A 21275-nucleotide genomic window follows, 5' to 3' on the forward strand; every position below is an offset into this window, starting at 1 on the left:
TGCAGGTTAGGCTGCCCTGGCCCGTCAGCCCGCCGTCCGGAGGAGGAGCACTGCCTCCGACGACGCGCACCCTGCTTCGGCGGGCCCTGCGGCGGCACCCGCGCCGGCTGGTGGCCGCGATCCTGCTGCTGTCGCTGCACCAGGCCTGCGAGGCGCTGGTCCCGGTGGCGATCGGCCTGACGATCGACCGCGCCGTCGCCACCGGCGAGGTGCCCGCGCTGGTCGTGGCGCTGCTGGGCACCGGCCTGCTCTTCGTGGTCCTGTCCCAGGCCTACCGCTTCGGCGCCCGGGCCGTGGTCGCCGCCTGGTGGGAGGAGACGCACCTGCTGCGGGTCGAGGTCACCGAGCGGGTGCTCGATCCGCGGGGGCTGGCCGATCCGCCACCGACCGGGGAGCTGCTGTCCACGGCGACGTCCGACGCCGACCGGGTGGGGCGCGTCATCGAGGCGGCGTCCGTGGTCGTGGCCGGGGCGACCGCCCTGGTCGTCGCCGCGGTGTCCCTCCTGCTCGTGCACGTCCCGCTGGGGCTGGGCGTGCTGCTGGGCGCCCCGCTGCTGGTGGGCGCCCTGCAGCTGCTCGCACCGCTGCTCACCCGCCGCACCAGCGCCCAGCAGGAGGACGTCGCGCGGACCGCGGGCATGGCCACCGACCTCGTGCAGGGGGTGCGGGCGCTGCGCGGCGTCGGCGCCGAGGACGCGGCGACCGAGCGGTACCGGCGCACCAGCCGGGCCGCGCTGGCCTCGACGATGCACGCGGCCCGGGCGGTGGGGGTGTACCGCGGGGTCACCACGCTGGGCAGCGGCCTGTTCCTCACCGCGGTCGCCGGCGTGGCCGGTGCCCTGGCCTTCGACGGCCAGCTCAGCGTGGGGGAGCTGGTCACCGTCGTCGGCCTCGCGCAGTTCCTCGCCGAGCCGGTGGGCCTGCTCGGCTTCGCCGGCCAGAAGTACGCCGAGGCGCGGGCGTCGGCGGCCCGCATCGCCGCCGTGCTGGCCCGGCCGGTGCTCACGGCGGGCGGGGGAGGCCGCGCCCCGGCAGGCGAGGGCCGGCTGGAGCTGCGCGCCGTCACGGCCGGCCCGCTGGAGGGCCTGTCGCTGTCGGTCGCGCCGGGGGAGCTGGTCGGCGTCGTGGCTCCCGATCCCCGCGACGCCGAGGCGCTGGTGGCCCTGCTCGCCGGCCGGCTCCCCGCCGGGGACGTCCGCGGGGAGGTCCTCGTCGACGGGCTGGACGTCGGCGACCTCGACCCGGCGGCCGTCCGCCGCGCCGTCCTCGTCGAGCCGCACGCGGTGGTGCTGTTCGAGGGGACCGTGCGCACGGCGGTGGACCCCGACGGCGCCGCCGGCGACGACCGGTTCCTGGCGGCGGTGCACGCGGCCGCCGCCGACGACGTCCTCACCGGCCATCCCGACGGGGCCGACCGGGCCGTGGCCGACCGGGGGCGCAGCCTCTCCGGAGGGCAGCGCCAGCGGGTCGCCCTCGCCCGGGCGCTGCTGCTGGCCCCGCCGGTGCTGGTGCTGCACGACCCGACCACCGCGGTCGACGCGGTCACCGAGGAGGCCATCGCTGCCGGGGTGGCCGGGCTGCGCCGCGGGCGGACGACGGTCCTGGTGACCAGCAGCCCGGCGCTGCTGGGCCGGTGCGACCGGGTCCTGCTGCTCGAGGGCGGCCGGGTCGCCGCCGCCGGCACGCACGCCCAGCTCTCGGCCGCCGACGCCTACCGGACGGCGGTGCTCCGGTGACCGCGGAGGCGACGGAGGACCTTCCGTCCGCAGCCGCCGGGGCGGAGGCCGGGACGCGAGCCGGGACGGGAGCCGGCACGGTGCCCGGGAACGGCGGCCTGCTGCCCACCGCGACCGGGCGGCGGGCGGCGCGGGTCGTCGGCCGGTACGCCGCCGACCGGCCGCTGCACGTCGTCGCCGCCGTCGTGCTCGCCCTCGCCGCCGCGGCCTCCGGGCTGGCCGCTCCCGTCGTGCTCGGGCGGCTCGTCGACGCCGTGTCCGAGGGCGGCTCCATCGGGGGGTACCTGATCGCGCTGGCCGCCGCGGCGGTGCTCGGCGCGGTCCTGGTCGGGGCGTCGGCCGTGGCCATCAGCCGGCTGGGGGAGTCCCTGCTGGCCCGCCTGCGCGAGGCCGTCGTGGCCCGCGTCCTGCACCTGCACACCGCGGTGCTGGACCGCGTGCGCCCCGGCGACCTGCTCGCCCGCGTCGGCGACGACGTCGCCCGGGTCAGCCAGTCGGTGACGACGGGCCTGCCCGAGGTCATCGGCGCCGGGCTCGCCGTCGTGCTCACCGTCCTCGGCCTCGGCGTGCTCGACTGGCGGCTGGCGGTGGCCGGGCTGCTGGCCCTGCCCAGCTACGCCCTGGCGCTGCGGTGGTACCTGCCGCGGTCGGCGCCGATGTACGCCCGCGAGCGCGTGGCGATCGGCGAGCGGGCCGACGGCCTGATCGGCGCGGTGCACGGCGCGGACACGATCCGGGCCTACGCCCGCAGCGCCCCCCACGCCGCGGAGGTCGCCCGCCGGTCGGCCGCCGCGCGCGACGTCGCGGTGGGCGTCTTCCGGCTGTACACCGACTTCGGGTGGCGGACGAACCGCTCGGAGTTCTTCGGGCTGGCCGCCGTCCTCGGCGTCGGGTTCCTGATGGTCCGCTGGGACGTGGGCACGGTCGGCGAGGTGACGACGGCCGCGCTGCTGTTCCACCGGTTGTTCGCCCCGCTGGGGATCCTGCTGTTCACCTTCGACGAGGTGCAGGCGGCCGGCGCGGCGCTGGTCCGGCTGGTCGGCGTGGTGGACCTCCCCGACACCGTCGCCGCGCCCCGGCGCCCGGCCGGGCCGGTCCGGCCGGCCGTGGAGCTGCGCGGCATCGGTCACCGTTACGGCGACGGGCCGGCCGTCCTCACCGACGTCGACCTGCGGATCGCGCCCGGCGAGCGGGTCGCGCTGGTCGGCGCGAGCGGAGCCGGCAAGACCACCCTGGCCGCGGTGCTCGCCGGCGCGCTGGAGCCGACGGAGGGCGAGGTGCTCCTCGACGGCGTCCCGGCCCGGGGGCTGCCCGGCCGGGGGCTACGCGACCACGTGGCGCTGGTCAGCCAGGAGGTGCACGTCTTCGCCGGACCGCTGGCCGACGACGTCCGCCTCGCCCGCCCCGACGCCTCCGACGCCGAGGTCGACGCCGCGCTGGCGCTGGTCGGCGCCCGGTGGGTGGCCGCGCTGCCGCAGGGGACGGCGACCCGGGTCGGCGAGGGCGGCACCGCGCTGACCCCGGCTCAGGCCCAGCAGCTGGCCCTGGCCCGGCTCGCCCTCGCCGACCCGCCGGTGGCGGTGCTCGACGAGGCGACGGCCGAGGCGGGCAGCGCCGGCGCCCGGGACCTCGAGGAGGCCGCGTTCGCGGCGACGGCCGGCCGCACGACGCTGGTCGTCGCGCACCGGCTCACCCAGGCGGTGCGGGCCGACCGGGTCGTGGTCCTGGACGGCGGCCGGGTGGTGGAGGAGGGCGGCCACGCCGACCTGGTCGCCGCCGGCGGCCGCTACGCGGCGCTGTGGGCGGCCTGGCAAGGCCGCTGACCGGTGCGCAGGCCCGGCGCGCGGCGGTCGCGTCGAGCGGTCCGGGCGGTCCGGGCCGGCGGCCGCGGGGTCAGCTCTCGAGCGCGGCCTGGAAGGCGGCGAACTTCGACTGCGTCTCGGCCAGCTCGGCGGCCGGGTCCGAGCCGGCCACGATGCCGCAGCCGGCGTAGAGCCGGGCGGCGGACGGGTCGTCGGGGGAGAGCTGGGCGCAGCGCAGGGCCAGGCCGAACTCGCCGTCCCCGCGGGAGTCCAGCCAGCCCACCGGCCCGGCGTAGCGCCCGCGGTCCATGCCCTCGAGCTCGCCGATGACGTCCGCCGCGCGGTCGGGCGGCGTGCCGCAGACGGCGGCGGTCGGGTGCACCGCGGCGACCAGGTCCAGCAGCGAGGCGCGGCCGGCCCGGCCGGTCCGGCGCTGGGTGCCGGTGACGTCGGTGGCCAGGTGGCGGACGTTGGCCAGGGTCAGCAGCTCCGGCTCGGCCGGGGCGTGCAGCTCGCTGCAGTAGGGCTGCAGTGCACGGACCAGCGAGTCGACGGCCAGTGCGTGCTCGGCGCGGTCCTTCTCCGAGGCGAGCAGCGCGGCGGCCAGGCGCTCGTCGTCGACCCCGGCGCCGCGGGGAGCGGTCCCGGCGAGGACCCGCGCGGACAGCTCCCGGCCGGTGCGGCGCAGCAGCAGCTCCGGGGTCGCGCCGAGCAGGCCGTCGACGGCGAAGGTCCAGCAGCCGGGGAACCGTGCGGCCAGCCGGTCCAGCAGCCGGCGCGGGTCCAGCGGCACGTCGGCGGTCACCAGCAGGTCGCGGGCGAGCACCACCTTGTCCAGCTCGCCGGCGGCGATGCGGCGCACGGCCGTGGCCACCGCCGCGCACCAGGACACCGGGTCGAGGGCGCCGTCGGCGTAGCGCAGCCGGCCGGGAGCCTGCGCCGGCTCCGGGCGGGCGGGCAGCGGCGCCGGGTCCCCGACGGTCGTCATCCAGGCCACGCCGTCGCGGCGGCCGACCACGACCTCGGGGACGACGAACACCGACGTCCCGGCCGCGGGGTCGAAGGCGACGCTGGCGAAGGCCACCGGCCCCGAGCCGGGGACGGCGACCGGGTCCGCGGCGGTCAGCCCGGCCGACAACCCCGCCCACCAGGAGGCGGCCTCGGCCAGCGCGTGCGGTCCGGAGACCTCGAGCCGGGCGGCCTCTCCCCAGCCGACGAGGCCCTCGCCCCGGCGCACCCAGGAGAGCGCCCCCTGCGCCGGCAGCAGGCGCAGCAGGTCGGGGGCGTCGGGCAGCTCGACGGTGGTGACCGCGGACGCGGCGGCGTCCGGGGAGGTCAGCGCCGCTGTCGTCACGGGTCCAGAGTAGGCAGCCGGGTAGCGTCGCTGCCGTGGCAGACCGGCGAGACGACGCACACACCGCCGGGCTCCGGGCCGGTCTGGACAAGGCGCCCGCCGAGGTCGCGGCCATGTTCGACCGGGTCGCCCGGCGCTACGACGTCACCAACACCGTGCTCTCCGGGGGCCTGGACGCCGGCTGGCGGCGCGCCACCCGCGAGGCCGTGGGTGCCCGGCCGGGCGAGACCGTGCTGGACGTGGCCGCCGGGACGGCGGTCTCCACGGTGGAGCTCGCCGCCGGGGGCGCGACCGCCATCGCGTGCGACTTCTCGCAGGGGATGCTGCGCGCCGGTGCGGGCCGGCCGGTGCCCAAGGTCGCCGGGGACGCCATGGCGCTGCCGCTGGCCGACGCGAGCGTGGACTCCGTCGTCATCTCCTTCGGCCTGCGCAACGTGGCCGACCCCGACGCGGCTCTGCGCGAGTTCCTGCGGGTCACCCGGCCCGGCGGCACATTGGTCGTCTGCGAGTTCTCCAGCCCCACCTGGGCGCCGTGGCGGACCGTCTACCTCGAGTACCTGATGCGGGCGCTGCCGCGGATCGCGCGGGCGGTCAGCAGCAACCCCGACGCCTACGTGTACCTCGCCGAGTCGATCCGCGCCTGGCCCGACCAGGCTTCGCTGGCGGCCCGCGTGCAGGCGGCGGGATGGGCCGATGTCGCCTGGCGCGACCTCACCGGCGGCATCGTCGCGCTGCACCGCGCCCGCCGGCCGTAGCCGGTCGCCGCTCCGGGCCCGGGGACCCTGGCCCCGGCCCGCCCGGCGGCCTAGCGTCGGACTATGACGACTCCCGCGGGCCCGAGGTGCGGCGCCGCCGGGCCGGCGGCGGGCTGACGTCCCGGGCGGTGCGCTTCGCCGACCGCACCGAGGCCGGCCGCGCCCTGGCCGGGGCGGTGGCCGGGGCGCTGGCGCAGCGACCCGGCGGGTGCGCGGCCGCACCGGTCGTGCTCGGCCTGCCCCGCGGCGGCGTCGTGGTCGCCGCACCGGTGGCCGCCGCGCTGCACGCGCCGCTGGACGTGCTCGTCGTCCGCAAGCTCGGCGCGCCCGGGCGGCCGGAGCTGGCGATGGGTGCGGTCGCGGTCGCCGGGGACGTCGTCGAGACCGTCCGCACGCCGGAGGTCGCCGACGCGCTGGCGGTCGACGCCGGCACCTTCGCCGCCGTCCGCGACCGGGAGCTCGCCGAGCTCTCCCGCCGGGCGGCGGCCTACCGCACCGGCCGGTCGCCGGCGGTGCTGCGCGGCCGCACCGTCGTCCTCGTCGACGACGGGCTGGCCACCGGCTCGACGATGCGCGCGGCGCTGGCCGCCGTGCGGCAGCAGCGCCCCGCCTGCGTCGTCGTCGCCGTGCCCGTCGCCTCCCCGCGGGTGGCGGCCGAGCTCGCGGCGGAGGTCGACGAGCTGGTCTGCCTCACCGCCCCGGCCGGGTTCCGGGCGGTGGGGCAGGCGTACCGGGACTTCTCGCCGACACCGGACGACGCGGTCGTGGCGGCACTGGCGGCGCCCCCGCCGTGATCCCCGCCCGGGGCACCAGGCGGGCGGCCCGCCAGAGGCCCCCCGGCCGCTCCGCGTGAGTCCGGTCACGGGGGGCTTGTTCCGTGGCTCACAACGCGGCGTAGGCTCGGACGCGACGACCTCGTGAAAATGTTCACAAGCGATCCCGGGAACGGCCGAGGGGAGGACGACGTGCCCAGCCCGCTGACGGAGGCACCGCGTGGCGAGCAGCCGCGCGCCGACGTCGTCGTCGTCGGCGCCGGTCCGGCGGGCTCCGCCGCGGCCCGGACGCTGGCGGTCGCGGGCCTGGACGTCGTCGTCCTGGAGAAGGCCGAGTTCCCCCGCGAGAAGGTCTGCGGTGACGGGCTGACCCCGCGCGGGGTCAAGGCGCTCGACGACCTGGGCGTGGACACCACCGGGTGGGTGCGGCACCGCGGGCTGCGGGTCTTCGGCGGCGGCGAGGTCGTCGAGGTCGACTGGCCGCAGCTGCGCTCGTGGCCCTCCCACGGGCTGATCCGGACCCGCAGCGACCTCGACTCGCTGCTGGCCGACCACGCCGCGGTCGCCGGTGCGCGGGTGCACACCGGAGTGCAGGTGACCGATCCGTCGCTCGACGACGCGGGGCGGGTCGCCGGGGTGCACGCCCTCGTGGGCCCGGCCCGGGAGCCGGCCACCTGGCGGGCGCCGCTCGTCGTCTCCGCCGAGGGGCTGTCCGGCCGGCTGGCCAAGTCGCTGGGCCTGGCGCGCCGCGAGGACCGCCCGCTCGGGGTGGCCGTCCGCCGGTACGTGCGCACGCCCCGCGCCGACGACCCCTACCTCGACATCTCCTTCGACCTGTCGGCCGACGGGCCGAGTGCGGACTCCATGCCCGGCTACGGCTGGTCGTTCGGGATGGGGGACGGCACGGCGAACGTCGGCTTCGGTCTGCTCGACACCCGCCGCGGCACCGGCGCCGAGCCCCGGGCGGTCCTGCGCCGGTGGCTGGCCACCCTGCCGCCCGAGTGGCAGCTGGGCGAGGAGCACGCCGTCACGCCGCTGCGCGGTGCCGGCCTGCCGATGGCGCTGCACCGCGGACCGGCCTACACCCGCGGGCTGCTGCTGGCCGGCGACTCGGCCGGCACGGTCAACCCGTTCAACGGCGAGGGCATCAGCTACGCCCTGGAGACCGGCCGGATGGCAGCCGAGACGGCGGTCGAGGCGCTCCGCGCGCCGGAGGGGCCGGCCCGCGAGGCGGTGCTGCGCCGCTACCCGGCACGGCTGCGCGCCGAGTACGGGCACCACCACCGGCTGGGCATCGGCTTCCTGGCCCTGCTGGACCGGCCCGACGTCGTCCGCTTCGCCACGGCGCACGGCCTCAAGCGGCCCGCGCTGGTGAACCGGGCGCTGCGGCTGATGGGCAACCTGTCCGACGGCGCGCAGGGCGACCGGTTCGACCGCGCGCTCGCCGTCCTGACCCGACTGACCCCGGCGGTGTGAGGTCGACATGACGATCCGATACCAATTCGACACGGGCTGTGGTCGTGCTGACCGAGCCGTGACCGTCGCCACCGTAGGGTGCCGCTGATGTTGTCGAACTACGTGCCGATCGTGGGCCTGTTCGCCCTGGCCGCGGCGTTCGCCCTCTTCTCGGTCGCCGCGGCCCCGTTCATCGGCCCCCGCCGGTACAACCGGGCCAAGCTGCAGGCCTACGAGTGCGGCATCGAGCCGGTCGACCAGCCGCTGACCGGCGGTCGCTTCCCGATCAAGTACTACCTGACGGCGATGCTCTTCATCGTCTTCGACATCGAGATCGTCTTCCTCTACCCGTGGGCCGTCGCGAACGACGCGCTCGGGGTGTTCGGGCTGGTCGCGATGGTCGTCTTCATCGGCACCGTCTTCCTCGCCTTCGCCTACGAGTGGCGGCGCGGCGGACTGGAATGGGACTGAGCGTGGGGTTGGCGATCTAGTCATGGGTCTCGAGGAGAAGCTCCCCAGCGGCGTCCTGCTGACGTCGGTGGAGAAACTGGTCAACTGGACGCGCAAGTCCTCGTTCTGGCCGGCCACCTTCGGGCTGGCCTGCTGCGCGATCGAGATGATGGCCACCGGCGCCGGGCGCTACGACCTGGCCCGGTTCGGCATGGAGGTCTTCCGCGCCTCACCCCGGCAGGCCGACCTGATGATCGTCGCCGGCCGGGTGAGCCAGAAGATGGCGCCGGTCCTGCGGCAGATCTACGACCAGATGCCCGAGCCGCGGTGGGTGCTCGCCATGGGCGTGTGCGCCAGCTCCGGCGGGATGTTCAACAACTACGCGATCGTGCAGGGCGTCGACCACGTCGTCCCGGTGGACATGTACCTGCCCGGCTGCCCGCCGCGGCCGGAGATGCTCATGGACGCGATCCTCAAGCTGCACTACAAGATCCAGCACGAGCCGCTGGGTCCCAAGCGCGCCAAGGCCCTGGCCCGGGCCCGCGAGGAGGGCACGGCGCCGGACCTGCTCGTCGAGATGCCCTCCAGCGTCCGCGCGGACAAGACCGCCCGGGCGGCCTACGAGCAGGCGGCGGCCGAGGGGCGCAGCGGCCAGTTCACGATCGAGCAGCGCGGCGGCCGTGCCGTCCTGCTGCCCGAGCCCTACGTGCGGAGCCCCCGGTGACCGGCCCGGGCGACCGCGCGGGGGCCGACGCCGCCCTGGGGGCCTCCGCGCCGTCCGGGGGGTTCCGCAAGGGGGCGTTCGGCGTCACCGGCAGCGGCGACACCTCCGGTTTCGGCGGTCTGGTCCGCGTCGAGCCCGGCGGCGCCGTCGCGCTGCACTCGACCGAGCGCCCGTACGGCGGCTGGTTCGACGAGGTCACCGACGCGCTGATCGAGGCGGTGGGCGAGGCGACCTACGCCGTCGCCGTCTCCCGGGTGGTCGTCGACCGCGGCGAGATCACCTACTTCGTGCCGCGCGAGCACCTGCTCACCGTGGTCCGGGCCCTGCGCGACGACGACGCGCTGCGTTTCGAGCTGTGCTCGAGCGTCTCCGGCGTCGACTACCTCGACAGCGGCGGCCCGGCCGTCGCGCCCGGCCGGCCCCGGCTGCACGTCGCCTACCACCTGACGTCGATGACCTACCGGCGCCGGATCCGCGTCGAGGTCGCCGTCACCGCCGAGGACCCGCACGTGCCCTCGGTGACCGGCGTCTACCCGACGGCGGACTGGCACGAGCGGGAGACCTACGACATGTTCGGCATCGTCTTCGACGGTCACCCGTCGCTCACCCGGATCCTCATGCCCGACGACTGGGACGGCTTCCCCCAGCGCAAGGACTACCCGCTCGGCGGCGTCCCCGTGGAGTACCACGGCGCGACGATCCCGCCGCCCGACACCCGCAGGTCCTACCGGTGAGGGGCTCCCGATGACGACGTCCACGACGGGGCAGGACCCGTACGCCGGCTCCCGGGAGACCACCGAGGGCCGGGTCTACACGGTCACCGGCGGGGACTGGGACCAGACCTTCGCCGGCGACCTCGGCGGCGACGAGCGGCTCGTGGTCAACATGGGGCCGCAGCACCCGTCCACGCACGGCGTGCTCCGCCTGGTGCTCGACCTCGAGGGCGAGACGGTGACCAAGGCCCGGGTGGTCATCGGCTACCTGCACACCGGCATCGAGAAGAACACCGAGTACCGCAACTGGACCCAGGGCACGACCTTCGTGACGCGGATGGACTACCTGTCGCCGCTGTTCAACGAGGCCGGCTACTGCATGGCTGTGGAGAAGCTGCTCGGCATCGAGGTGCCGCAGCGGGCGGAGACGATCCGCGTCCTGGTCATGGAGATCAACCGGGTCGCCTCCCACCTGGTCGGGCTGGCCACCGGCGGCATGGAGCTCGGCGCGCTGACCGCCATGACCAACGGCTTCCGCGAGCGGGAGCTGTGCCTGGACCTCCTCGAGGAGATCACCGGGCTGCGGATGAACCACGCCTACATCCGGCCCGGCGGGCTGGCCCAGGACCTGCCGCCGGGAGCCGTGGAGTCCATCCGCGAGTGGCTGACCGTCATGCCGCAGCGCCTGGCCGAGTACCACCGGCTCCTGACCGGCCAGCCGATCTGGCAGCGCCGGCTCAAGGACGTCGGCTACCTCGACGTCACCGGGTGCGTGGCCCTCGGCGTCACCGGTCCGCCCCTGCGGGCCGCGGGCCTGGCCTGGGACCTGCGCAAGGTGGAGCCCTACCTGGGCTACGAGACCTACGACTTCGAGGTGCCCACGGCCGACACCTCCGACGCCTGGGGTCGCTACCTGGTGCGGATGGCCGAGATGCAGGAGTCGCTCAAGATCGTCGCCCAGGCCCTGGACCGGCTGGAGCCCGGTCCGGTCATGGTGGAGGACAAGAAGATCGCCTGGCCCGCGCAGCTCTCGCTGGGCGCCGACGGCATGGGCAACTCGCTGGAGCACGTGCAGCACATCATGGCCGGCTCCATGGAGTCGCTCATCCACCACTTCAAGCTGGTGACCGAGGGCTTCCGGGTCCCCGCCGGGCAGGTGTACGTGCCGGTCGAGTCGCCCCGCGGGGAGCTCGGCTACCACGTGGTGAGCGACGGCAGCACGCGCCCGTGGCGCGTCCACGTGCGCGACCCCAGCTTCGTGAACCTGCAGGCGACGGCCGCGATGAGCGAGGGCAGCATGATCGCCGACGTCATCGCGGCGATCGCCTCCATCGACCCTGTGATGGGAGGAGTCGACAGGTGAGTTCCCTTCCTGGCTCGCCCGAGGGCGCGGCGACGACCGGCCTGGTGGACACGCCGGTCGACTCCTCGCCGGATGCGCTGGCCGAGCTCCCGCCGCTGACCGGGCAGACCCGGCTCGAGGCGCGCGAGATCATCGCCCGCTACCCGCAGCCGCGCTCGGCGCTGCTGCCGATGCTGCACCTGGTGCAGTCGGTGCAGGGCTACGTGTCGCCCGAGGGCGTGGCGCTGTGCGCCGAGGAGCTCGGCCTGACCAAGGCCGAGGTGGGCGCGGTGGCGACCTTCTACACGATGTACAAGCGCCGCCCGACCGGCCGGCACCTGGTCAGCGTGTGCACCAACACCCTGTGCAACGTCCTGGGCGGGCAGCGGATCTACGAGGCGCTGTGCACCGACCTCGGCGTCCACCACGACGAGACCGCCGCCGACGGCTCGGTCACCCTCGAGCACGCCGAGTGCCTGGCCGCCTGCGACTACGCGCCGGTCGTCACCGTCGACTACGAGTTCTACGACCAGCAGGACGTCGACAGCGCGCGGGAGCTGGTGGCGGCGCTGCGCCGGGGCGAGAAGCCGCACCCCACGCGCGGCGCCCCGCTCACCGACTTCCGCGGTGTCTCCCGCCAGCTGGCCGGGTTCTCCCAGTGGGCCGACGACGACGCGGCCGAGGCCGCGGTCGACGCCGCCTGGGCGGCCGGGCCGACCCTCCGGGGCGTCCACCTGGCCGCCGAGCGCGGCGAGACCGCCCCGCCCATGCCCGCCGGCACGCCGGCGGAGCCCGCCGACCCGGGTCAGCCGCGCGAGACGGTGCGACCTTCTGGGCGGACCGGCGAGACCCCCGAGAAGGAGGCCGGCGACGCCCGCGTCGCGGCCGCGGACACCCCGGCCGAGGAGGCCGGGACCCGGGCGACGCATCCCGACGCCGGCAGCGAGTACGGCCGCGGCCGGCCGCGCAAGCAGCCGCGGGGCGGCACCGAGACACCCGCAGGACGCGAGCCGGGCACCTCCGGCCAGGGTCCGGGAAAGGCCTGACATGCCCCTCACCCCCGTCCTCACCTCCCGCTGGGGCGCCGACCAGCCCTGGCGGCTGTCCACCTACGAGTCGCTGGAGGGCTACGACGCCCTGCGCACCGCGCTGCGGATGGACCCCGACGAGCTGGTCACCCTGGTCAAGGAGTCCGGCCTGCGCGGCCGCGGCGGCGCCGGCTTCCCGACCGGGATGAAGTGGAGCTTCATCCCGCAGCCCAAGCCGGGGGAGACCCCGACCGGCCCGGCGGCCAAGCCCAAGTACCTCGTGGTCAACGCCGACGAGGGGGAGCCGGGGACCTGCAAGGACCTGCCGCTGATGATGACCGACCCGCACTCGTTGGTCGAGGGCGTGATCATCTCCGCCTACGCCATCCGCTGCCACTTCGCGGTCATCTACGTGCGCGGCGAGGCGGTGCACGCCCACCGCCGGCTGGTCAGCGCCGTCCAGGAGGCCTACGCGGCCGGCTACCTCGGCACCGACGTCCTCGGGTCGGGCTACGACCTGGAGCTGGTGGTGCACGCCGGGGCCGGGGCCTACATCTGCGGGGAGGAGACCGCGCTGCTCGACTCGCTCGAGGGCTACCGCGGCCAGCCTCGGCTCAAGCCGCCGTTCCCGGCCGTGGCCGGCCTCTACGGCGCCCCGACGGTGATCAACAACGTGGAGACGCTGGCCAGCGTGCCGTTCGTCGTCCGCGGCGGTGCCGGGTGGTTCAAGGAGTTCGGCCCGGAGAAGTCGCCCGGCCCCAAGATCTACTCGGTGTCGGGGCGCGTGGTCCGCCCCGGTCAGTACGAGGCCCCCATGGGGACGACGATGCGCGAGCTGCTGGAGATGGCCGGGGGCATCCGCCCGGGGCACGAGCTCAAGTTCTGGACCCCCGGCGGCTCGTCGACCCCGTACTTCACCGCCGAGCACCTCGACGTCCCGCTCGACTTCGACTCCGTCGCCGCGGCCGGCTCGATGCTCGGCACCACCGCGCTCATGGTGTTCGACGAGACCGACTCGATCGTCGAGGCCACCCTGCGGTTCACCGAGTTCTACGCGCACGAGAGCTGCGGCAAGTGCACCCCGTGCCGCGAGGGCACCTACTGGCTGGTCCAGATCCTGGAGCGGCTCGTCGAGGGCCGCGGCACGGCCGCCGACCTCGACCTGCTCACCGACACCTGCGACAACATCCTGGGCCGGTCGTTCTGCGCCCTCGGCGACGGCGCCACGAGCTGCATCGCCAGCTCGCTGAAGTACTTCCGGGACGACTACATCGCCCTGCTGCCCGCCGAGGAGCAGGGCCGGCTCGGCCGGTCCCTGCGCCTGGAGCCCGTGGGAGCCGCGTCGTGACCGAGCTCGCGGGACCGCGCGAGGACCCAGCACACCGTGGTACCGGTGCGACCAGCGCCGGCGAGGAGAGCCTGTGACACTCGTCAGCCCCGAGCCCGCGGCGGCCGTCCCGCCCGGGACACCCGGGCCGCACACCCCGCCGGACGCCGTCCGCTGCACCATCGACGGGTTCGACGTCGCCGTCCCCAAGGGGACGCTGATCATCCGCGCGGCCGAGATGATCGGCGTGCAGATCCCGCGGTTCTGCGACCACCCCCTGCTCGAGCCGGTCGGCGCCTGCCGCCAGTGCCTGGTCGAGGTCGAGGGGCAGCGCAAGCCGGTCGCCTCGTGCACCATGCCGGTGACCGAAGGCATGGTCGTGCAGACGCAGCTCACCAGCCCGGTCGCCGACAAGGCGCAGCAGGGCACGATGGAGCTGCTGCTGATCAACCACCCGCTGGACTGCCCGGTCTGCGACAAGGGCGGCGAGTGCCCGCTGCAGAACCAGGCGATCAGCAACGGCCGCGCCGAGAGCCGGTTCGTCGACGTCAAGCGCACCTACCCCAAGCCGCTGCCGATCAGCAGCCAGGTGCTGCTGGACCGGGAGCGCTGCGTGCTGTGCGCCCGCTGCACCCGGTTCTCCCAGCAGATCGCCGGCGACCCGTTCATCGAGCTGTTCGAGCGCGGCGCCCTGGAGCAGGTCGCCATCTACGAGGACGAGCCGTTCGAGTCCTACTTCTCCGGCAACACCACCCAGATCTGCCCGGTCGGGGCGCTCACCAGCGCCCAGTACCGGTTCCGCTCGCGCCCGTTCGACCTGCGCAGCGAGGACAGCGTCTGCGAGCACTGCGCCTCGGGCTGCGCCCAGCGGACCGACTACCGCCGCGGCCGCGTGCTGCGCCGGCTGGCCGGTGAGGACCCGCAGGTCAACGAGGAGTGGAACTGCGACAAGGGCCGGTGGGCCTTCCGCTACACCACCGCCAACGAGCGGCTCACCACCCCGCTGGTGCGCCGGGACGGCGTCCTGCAGCCGGCCTCCTGGCCGGAGGCCTGGGCCGCGGCGGCCGCCGGCCTGACCGCGGCGCGCGCCGCCGGCGGCGTCGGGGTGCTGCCCGGCGGGCGGCTGACGGTGGAGGACGCCTACGCCTACGCGAAGTTCGCCCGCGTGGCGCTGGGCACCCACGACGTCGACGCCCGCGCCCGCGCGCACTCCGCCGAGGAGGAGGCCTTCCTCGCCGCCCGGGTGGCCGGGCGCTTCCCGGGCGCCGGTGCCGTCACCTACGACGAGCTGGGGAACGCCCCGGCCGTGCTGCTCGCCGGCTTCGAGCCGGAGGAGGAGTCGCCGATCGTCTTCCTGCGGCTGCGCCGGGCCGTGCGGACCCGCGGGCTGCCGGTCTTCGACCTGGCGCCGTTCGCCACCCGCGCCGCGGTCCGGCTGCAGGCCACCGTCCTGGGCACGCTCCCCGGCACCGAGGCCCGGTCCCTGGCCGCGCTCGCGGCCGGCACCTGGGGCGGGCCCGCGGTCGAGGCGCTGCGGCAGCCGGGCGCGGTCGTGCTCGCCGGCGAGCGGCTGGCCGAGGTCCCCGGCGCGTTCAGCGCGCTGACCGAGCTCTCCCGCCTGACCGGTGCCCGCGTCGCCTGGGTGCCGCGGCGGGCCGGTGAGCGCGGCGCCGTCGAGGCCGGGGCGCTGCCCGGGCTGCTGCCCGGCGGCCGGGTGGTCACCGAGGCCGCCCACCGGGCCGACGTCGCCGCGCTGTGGGGCCTGGCGCCCGACGCGCTGCCGGCCGCGCCCGGGCGGGACACCACCGGCATCCTCACCGCCGCACGGGACGGCCTGCTGGGCGGCCTGCTGGTCGGCGCCGTCGATCCCGCCGACCTGCCCGACCCGCGGCTGGCCGGGGCGGCGCTGGCGGCGGCCGGCTTCGTCGTCAGCCTCGAGATGCTGCCGAGCGCGGTCACCGAGCACGCCGACGTCGTCCTCCCGGTGGCCGCGGCGCCGGAGAAGGCCGGCAGCTACCTGGACTGGGAGGGCCGCGTGCGGCCCTTCGACGCGACCCTGCACGGCACCGGGCAGCTGACCGACGGCCGGGTGCTGCACGGGCTGGCCGAGGAGATGGGCGTGGACCTGCGGCTGCCCGACCCCGAGGCGGCGCGGGCCGAGCTCGGTGCGCTCGGGCTGCCGGCCACCGTGGCGCCCGTGACCGGCCTCGACGTGCCGCCGCGCCCGGACGCCGTCCCCGGCAAGGACGAGGCGGTGCTCGCCTCCTGGCGGCAGCTGCTCGACGTCGGCACCCTGCAGCGCGACGAGCCGGAGCTGGCCGGCACCGCCCGCCCGCCGGTCGCCCGGCTCGGCCGGGAGGCCGCCGCGCGGCTGGGCCTGGCCGACGGCGACCGGCTCACCGTGACCGGTGCGGCCGGCTCGGTCACCCTCCCGCTGCGGGTCACGGAGATGCCCGACCGCGTGGTCTGGCTGCCCATGCGCTCGCCCGGCAGCGAGGTCCGCGGTGCCCTCGGCACGGCGCCCGGTGGCGTCGTCCGCCTGTCCGCCGGAGGTGCGGCGTGAGCGTCCTGGCCAGCCCTGAGCAGCCGACGCTCGAGGACTTCGGCAACGACGTCTGGTGGATCGTCCTCATCAAGGTCGTCGGCGTCTTCGCCGTCCTCGTCGTGATGACGCTGTTCGCGATCGTCCTCGAGCGCAAGGTCGTGGCGCGGATGCAGCAGCGCACCGGCCCGAACCGGGTCGGCCCGCGCGGGTCGCTGCAGAGCCTGGCCGACGGCCTGAAGCTCGCGTTCAAGGAAGACATCATGCCGGCGATGGCCGACAAGCCGGTGTACTTCCTCGCCCCGGTGATCGCCGCCGTGCCGGCGTTCCTGGCCTTCTCGGTCATCCCGATGGGCCCGACGGTGAGCATCTTCGGCGAGCAGACCCCGCTGCAGCTCACCGACGCCTCCATCGGCGTGCTCATCGTCCTGGCCTGCTCGGCCATGGGGATCTACGGCATCGTGCTGGGGGGCTGGGCCTCGGGCTCGACGTACCCGCTGCTGGGCAGCCTGCGCAGCGCCGCCCAGATGATCAGCTACGAGATCGCGATGGGCCTGTCCATCGTCGCCGTCTTCCTCTACGCCGGCACGCTGTCGACCTCGGAGATCGTCGCCGCGCAGGCCGACGGCAACCAGGTGTCGTTCTTCGGCCTGGAGTTCACCGGGCCGAGCTGGTTCGGCGTCCTGCTGCCGGTCAGCTTCGTGATCTACGCGATCGCGGTGGTGGGGGAGACCAACCGGGCGCCGTTCGACCTCCCCGAGGCCGAGAGCGAGCTCGTCGGCGGCTTCCACACCGAGTACTCGTCGCTGAAGTTCGCGCTGTTCTTCCTGGCCGAGTACATCAACATGGTCACCGTCTCCGCCCTCGCCGCGACGCTCTTCCTCGGCGGCTGGCGCGCCCCCTGGCCGCTGTCCATCTGGGACGGCGCCAACTCCGGCTGGTGGCCGATGCTGTGGTTCTTCCTCAAGGTCATGGCCGCGCTGTTCGTCTTCATCTGGCTGCGCGGCACGCTGCCCCGGCTGCGCTACGACCAGTTCATGCGCTTCGGCTGGAAGGTCCTCGTCCCCGTCGCGCTGGTGTGGATCCTCGTGGTCGCCACGATGCGCACCGTCTCCCGCGAGGCCGACCTCTCCACCGGGCAGGTCGCGCTGTTCGTGGGCGTCCCGATCGCCCTGCTCCTGCTCGGCGGGCTGTGGCTCGCCGGCCGGGCGGGCAACCGCGATACCCGCGTCATGGCGGAGGAGGCCACGGCCGGCGGGATCCACGCGACCGACCCCGATCCGGAGGTGCTCGCGCCGGTCGGGCCCCGGCGGCGGCCCGCCCAGCGCACCGGTCCCAGCCGGGCCGAGGGTGGGTTCCCGATCCCGCCCATGGACCTCGTCGTCCCGCCGTCCCCGCGGCTGCGCCGCGGCGAGCCGGTGGGGGCGGGCAGCCGCAGCGAGGGCGGCGTCGTGGCCACCGGACGCCGGGGCGGCGCCCGCACCGACTCCGCGCTGACCGATACCCAGGAGGACGGCGATGCCTGACCGTGGAACCGACCCGACCTCCGGCGGCGGGGAGAAGGGGCTCGCCCGTGCCGCCCGGGGTGGCGAGGTGGAGCGCCGCGGCCGGCGGTCCGACGCGGCCCCGACGACGCGTCGCAGCCTGCTGCCGGCGCCCGGCCAGGGCTTCGGCGTCACCTTCGCCCAGATGTTCCGGAAGGTGACCACCGAGGAGTACCCCGAGGTCCCCAAGGTCACCAAGCCGCGCTACCACGGGCGGCACGTGCTCAACCGGCACCCCGACGGGCTGGAGAAGTGCGTCGGGTGCGAGCTGTGCGCCTGGGCCTGCCCGGCCGACGCCATCTACGTCGAGGGCGGCGACAACACCGAGGACGCCCGGTACTCGCCGGGTGAGCGGTACGGGCGCGTCTACCAGATCAACTACCTGCGCTGCATCTTCTGCGGTCTGTGCATCGAGGCCTGCCCGACCCGCTCGCTGACGATGAGCAACGACTTCGAGCTGGCCGACGACAACCGGCAGGACCTCATCTACACCAAGGAGCAGCTGATGGCCCCGCTGCTGCCGGGGATGGAGGCGCCCCCGCACGCCATGCGCCTGGGCGACGACGAGAAGGACTACTACCTGGCGGCCACCCAGCGCGGGGAGCAGGCGTGAACGCACTGGCCGCGGCCGCCGACACCGGGGTGCAGCTGGGCACCGGCGAGGCCGTCGTCTTCTGGGTGCTGGCCCCGGTGGCCCTCGCCGGAGCGCTGGGCATGGTGTTCTCCCGCAACGCGGTGCACTCGGCGCTGTGGCTGGTGCTGACCATGCTGTCGCTGGGCGTCTTCTACGTCGTCCAGGAGGCGCCGTTCCTCGGGGCGGTGCAGATCATCGTCTACACCGGCGCGATCATGATCCTCTTCCTGTTCGTGCTCATGCTGGTCGGCCGGGACTCCTCCGACTCGGTCGTGGAGACGCTGCGCGGCCAGCGCGTGGCGGCCATCGGCCTGGGGCTCGGCTTCGCCGCTCTGGCCGGAGCCGGCATCGGCCGGGCCACCCAGGACGCCCCGGTCGCCGGCCTGGACGCCGTGCAGGGCGCCGACACCTCCAACGTGGAGGCGATCGCTGCGCTGCTCTACACCCGCTACCTGCTGGTCTTCGAGGTGACGGGCGCGCTGCTGATCGTGGCCGCGGTGGGGGCGCTGGTGCTCACCCACGTCGAGCGCGAGCCCGGCACCCGGCAGGGGCAGAAGGAGCTCTCCCGGGCCCGCTTCCTCACCTCCGACCGGCCGCAGACGCTGCCCGGACCCGGCGTCTACGCGCGCGCCACCTCCGTCGCCGCGCCGGCGCTGCTGCCCGACGGGAGCCTCGCCGAGGACAGCTTCGGCACCGGCATCGAGCCCCAGGAGGTCGAGCAGATGCCGCGCCCCACCGGCCGCAGCCAGCTGGGCAGCCCCGACCACGCGCTCGGCACCCAGGACGGCGCCTCCGGCACCGGGCGGGAACCCCGATGACGATCGCGAACTACCTCGTCCTCGCCGCGATCCTGTTCACCATCGGCGCCGTCGGGGTGCTGGTCCGCCGCAACGCCATCGTCGTCTTCATGTGCGTCGAGCTGATGCTCAACGCGGTGAACCTGACGCTGGTCACCTTCGCGCGCTCGACCGGCACCATCGACGGCCAGATCATCGCGCTGTTCGTGATGGTCGTCGCCGCTGCCGAGGTCGTGGTCGGCCTGGCGATCATCATGTCGATCTACCGGACCCGCCGCTCGGCGTCGGTCGACGACGCCAACCTGCTGAAGTACTGATCGGGGACCGGTCGATGGAAACAGTGCCCGCTGACGGGCTGCTCTCCGCCTCCTGGCTGATGATCGCCCTGCCGCTCGCCGGCGCGGCCGTGCTGCTGCTGGGGGGTCGGCGCACCGACCGCTGGGGTCACCTGCTGGGCACCGGGACGGTGGCCGCGGCCTTCGTGATCGCGCTCGCCTGCGCCGTCCAGCTCGACGAGCGCCGGATCGCCGTCGACCTGTTCACCTTCGTCGACACCGGCTCGCTCGACGTCTCCGCCGGGCTGCTGGTCGACCAGCTGTCGATCATGTTCGCCCTGCTGATCACCGGCGTCGGCGCGCTGATCCACGTCTACTCGATCGGCTACATGGCGCACGACCCGCGCCGCCGCCGGTTCTTCGCCTACCTCAACCTGTTCGTCGCGGCCATGCTGCTGCTGGTGCTCGGCGACAACTTCGTCGCCCTGTACGTCGGCTGGGAGGGCGTGGGCCTGGCGTCCTACCTGCTCATCGCCTTCTGGCACGAGCGCCCGGCCGCGGCGACCGCCGCGAAGAAGGCCTTCATCATGAACCGGGTCGGCGACGTCGGCCTGGCCCTGGCGATCTTCATCATGTTCACGCAGCTGGGCACGGTGTCCTACGAGGGCGTGTTCGGCTCGGTGGGGCTGCTCGCCGGCGGCACGGTGACCGCGATCGGCCTGCTCCTGCTGCTCGGGGCCTGCGGCAAGTCCGGCCAGTTCCCGCTGCAGGCGTGGCTGCCCGACGCGATGGAGGGCCCGACCCCGGTCTCGGCGCTGATCCACGCGGCCACGATGGTGACCGCCGGGGTCTACCTGATCGCCCGGTCCGCGCCGATCTTCGACCTGACCGAGACCGCGCGCACCGTGGTCCTCGTCGTCGGCGCGGTGACGCTGCTGATCGGCGCGATCGCCGGCTGCGCCTACGACGACATCAAGAAGGTGCTGGCCTACTCGACGGTCAGCCAGATCGGCTACATGTTCCTGGCCGTCGGGCTCGGTCCGGCCGGGTACGTCGCCGCGCTGGCCCACCTGCTGACCCACGGCTTCTTCAAGGCCGGCCTCTTCCTCGGTGCCGGCTCGGTCATGCACGCCATGGACGACCAGGTCGACATGCGCCGCTTCGGCGGGCTGGCCCGGAGGCTCCCGGTCACCTTCGTCACCTTCGGGCTGGGCTACCTGGCGCTGATCGGCTTCCCGTTCCTGTCCGGCTACTGGACCAAGGACGCGATCATCGAGGCGGCGCTGGACCGGGGCGGCGTCTCGGGCTGGGTGCTCGGCGGCGTCGCGGTCCTCGGTGCGGGCCTGACGGCCTTCTACATGACCCGGCTCATGTTCATGACCTTCTTCGGCCAGCCGCGCTGGGCGCCCTCGGCGCCGGGTCGGCCGGCGCCCCACCCGCACGAGTCGCCGTCGGTCATGACGGTGCCGATGATCGTGCTGGCGGTCGGCTCGGTCGCGGCCGGCTTCCTGCTGGTGCAGGCCTTCCCGCTGCAGGAGTGGCTGACGCCGGTCTTCGGCGAGCCGGAGGAGGCCGAGCACGTGGTGGCGCCGGCCGTCGTGGGCGTCGTGGTGACCGCGGTGATGGCGCTCGGCGTCCTCGCCGCCTGGCTGTTCGTCGGCCGGCGGGAGGTGCCGGTGGTGGCGCCGGAGCGGGTCTCGGTGGTCACCCGGGCCGCGCGCCGGGCGCTGTACGCCGACGCGGTCAACGAGGCGCTGTTCATGCGTCCCGGCCAGTGGCTGACGCGGGCGCTGGTGTGGGTGGACAACCGCGGGGTGGACGGCGCGGTGAACGGCATGGCCGCGGCCCTGGGCGGGTCGTCGGCGCGGCTGGGCCGGGCCCAGACCGGCTTCGTGCGCACCTACGCGCTGGGGATGCTCGGCGGCGCGGTGCTCGTCGTGGGAGCCCTGCTGGCGGTGACGGCGGGATGAGCGGGAGCACGCTGCGGATCGACGGAGGGACCCCGACGGTGAGTGACCGAGACG

General features: G+C 75.2%; 18 protein-coding genes. 17 read left to right on the plus strand and 1 reads right to left on the minus strand.

Annotation, left to right across the window (positions count from 1 at the left end; genetic code table 11):
* The first annotated feature begins 110 nt into the window (after positions 1–110).
* Both ACK586_RS01495 and ACK586_RS01500 read left to right on the plus strand, forming a co-directional pair.
* Entirely contained in the window at positions 111–1736 is a 1626-nt protein-coding gene (locus tag ACK586_RS01495; protein ID WP_409328692.1) for an ABC transporter transmembrane domain-containing protein, read from the plus strand.
* A gap of 80 nt (positions 1737–1816) precedes the next feature.
* Positions 1817–3559: an ABC transporter ATP-binding protein gene (locus ACK586_RS01500; protein WP_409328693.1), complete on the plus strand. Its 1743-nt coding sequence runs from the start codon at positions 1817–1819 to the stop codon at positions 3557–3559.
* Between the two features lie 70 nt (positions 3560–3629).
* Here the strand turns inward: ACK586_RS01500 and ACK586_RS01505 are convergent, their stop codons facing one another.
* Positions 3630–4892, minus strand: coding sequence for an isochorismate synthase (locus tag ACK586_RS01505; protein ID WP_409328694.1), 1263 nt, complete (start codon positions 4890–4892; stop codon positions 3630–3632).
* 35 nt (positions 4893–4927) lie between these two features.
* Here ACK586_RS01505 and ACK586_RS01510 point away from each other — a divergent pair, with 35 nt between their 5' ends.
* The 15 genes from ACK586_RS01510 to nuoL all read left to right on the plus strand — a co-directional run bounded on the left by ACK586_RS01510 (position 4928) and on the right by nuoL (position 21221).
* Entirely contained in the window at positions 4928–5647 is a 720-nt protein-coding gene (locus ACK586_RS01510; protein ID WP_409328695.1) for a demethylmenaquinone methyltransferase, read from the plus strand.
* Positions 5648–5733: 86 nt separating this feature from the next.
* Entirely contained in the window at positions 5734–6441 is a 708-nt protein-coding gene (locus ACK586_RS01515) for a phosphoribosyltransferase (RefSeq protein ID WP_409328696.1), read from the plus strand.
* Positions 6442–6612: 171 nt separating this feature from the next.
* On the plus strand, positions 6613–7896 hold the full coding sequence (locus ACK586_RS01520) for a geranylgeranyl reductase family protein (protein WP_409328697.1): 1284 nt from the start codon (positions 6613–6615) through the stop codon (positions 7894–7896).
* A gap of 87 nt (positions 7897–7983) precedes the next feature.
* The gene (locus ACK586_RS01525; protein ID WP_425330349.1) at positions 7984–8346 is read left to right on the plus strand and encodes an NADH-quinone oxidoreductase subunit A; all 363 of its coding nucleotides are present in this window, start codon (positions 7984–7986) and stop codon (positions 8344–8346) included.
* 22 nt (positions 8347–8368) lie between these two features.
* On the plus strand, positions 8369–9049 hold the full coding sequence (locus ACK586_RS01530; protein WP_425330350.1) for a NuoB/complex I 20 kDa subunit family protein: 681 nt from the start codon (positions 8369–8371) through the stop codon (positions 9047–9049).
* Positions 9046–9783, plus strand: coding sequence for an NADH-quinone oxidoreductase subunit C (locus tag ACK586_RS01535; protein ID WP_409328698.1), 738 nt, complete (start codon positions 9046–9048; stop codon positions 9781–9783). The genes ACK586_RS01530 and ACK586_RS01535 overlap by 4 nt, the downstream gene beginning before the upstream one ends.
* Positions 9784–9793: 10 nt before the next feature.
* The gene (locus tag ACK586_RS01540; protein ID WP_409328699.1) at positions 9794–11125 is read left to right on the plus strand and encodes an NADH-quinone oxidoreductase subunit D; all 1332 of its coding nucleotides are present in this window, start codon (positions 9794–9796) and stop codon (positions 11123–11125) included.
* Complete coding sequence (gene nuoE / locus ACK586_RS01545) at positions 11122–12150, plus strand: NADH-quinone oxidoreductase subunit NuoE (RefSeq protein WP_409328700.1); 1029 nt, start codon at positions 11122–11124, stop codon at positions 12148–12150. Before ACK586_RS01540 ends, nuoE begins: the two co-directional genes overlap by 4 nt.
* Before the next feature lies 1 nt (position 12151).
* Entirely contained in the window at positions 12152–13480 is a 1329-nt protein-coding gene (gene nuoF, locus ACK586_RS01550) for an NADH-quinone oxidoreductase subunit NuoF (RefSeq protein ID WP_409328701.1), read from the plus strand.
* A gap of 73 nt (positions 13481–13553) precedes the next feature.
* The gene (locus ACK586_RS01555; RefSeq protein WP_409328702.1) at positions 13554–16022 is read left to right on the plus strand and encodes an NADH-quinone oxidoreductase subunit G; all 2469 of its coding nucleotides are present in this window, start codon (positions 13554–13556) and stop codon (positions 16020–16022) included.
* Positions 16019–17527 carry an NADH-quinone oxidoreductase subunit NuoH gene (nuoH, locus tag ACK586_RS01560; protein ID WP_409328703.1) on the plus strand — a complete coding sequence of 503 codons (1509 nt, stop codon included), beginning with the start codon at positions 16019–16021 and terminating at the stop codon, positions 17525–17527. The genes ACK586_RS01555 and nuoH overlap by 4 nt, the downstream gene beginning before the upstream one ends.
* Positions 17520–18158: an NADH-quinone oxidoreductase subunit NuoI gene (gene nuoI, locus ACK586_RS01565; RefSeq protein ID WP_409328704.1), complete on the plus strand. Its 639-nt coding sequence runs from the start codon at positions 17520–17522 to the stop codon at positions 18156–18158. The genes nuoH and nuoI overlap by 8 nt, the downstream gene beginning before the upstream one ends.
* Positions 18155–18997, plus strand: coding sequence for an NADH-quinone oxidoreductase subunit J (locus ACK586_RS01570; protein WP_409328705.1), 843 nt, complete (start codon positions 18155–18157; stop codon positions 18995–18997). The genes nuoI and ACK586_RS01570 overlap by 4 nt, the downstream gene beginning before the upstream one ends.
* Positions 18994–19293, plus strand: a complete 300-nt coding sequence (gene nuoK, locus ACK586_RS01575; RefSeq protein WP_409328706.1) for an NADH-quinone oxidoreductase subunit NuoK — start codon at positions 18994–18996, stop codon at positions 19291–19293. Before ACK586_RS01570 ends, nuoK begins: the two co-directional genes overlap by 4 nt.
* Before the next feature lie 14 nt (positions 19294–19307).
* Positions 19308–21221, plus strand: coding sequence for an NADH-quinone oxidoreductase subunit L (gene nuoL, locus ACK586_RS01580; RefSeq protein ID WP_409328707.1), 1914 nt, complete (start codon positions 19308–19310; stop codon positions 21219–21221).
* The last annotated feature ends 54 nt before the right edge of the window (positions 21222–21275 follow it).

Source organism: Trujillonella humicola, assembly GCF_046233715.1.
GTDB classification, from domain to species: domain Bacteria; phylum Actinomycetota; class Actinomycetes; order Mycobacteriales; family Geodermatophilaceae; genus Trujillonella; species Trujillonella humicola.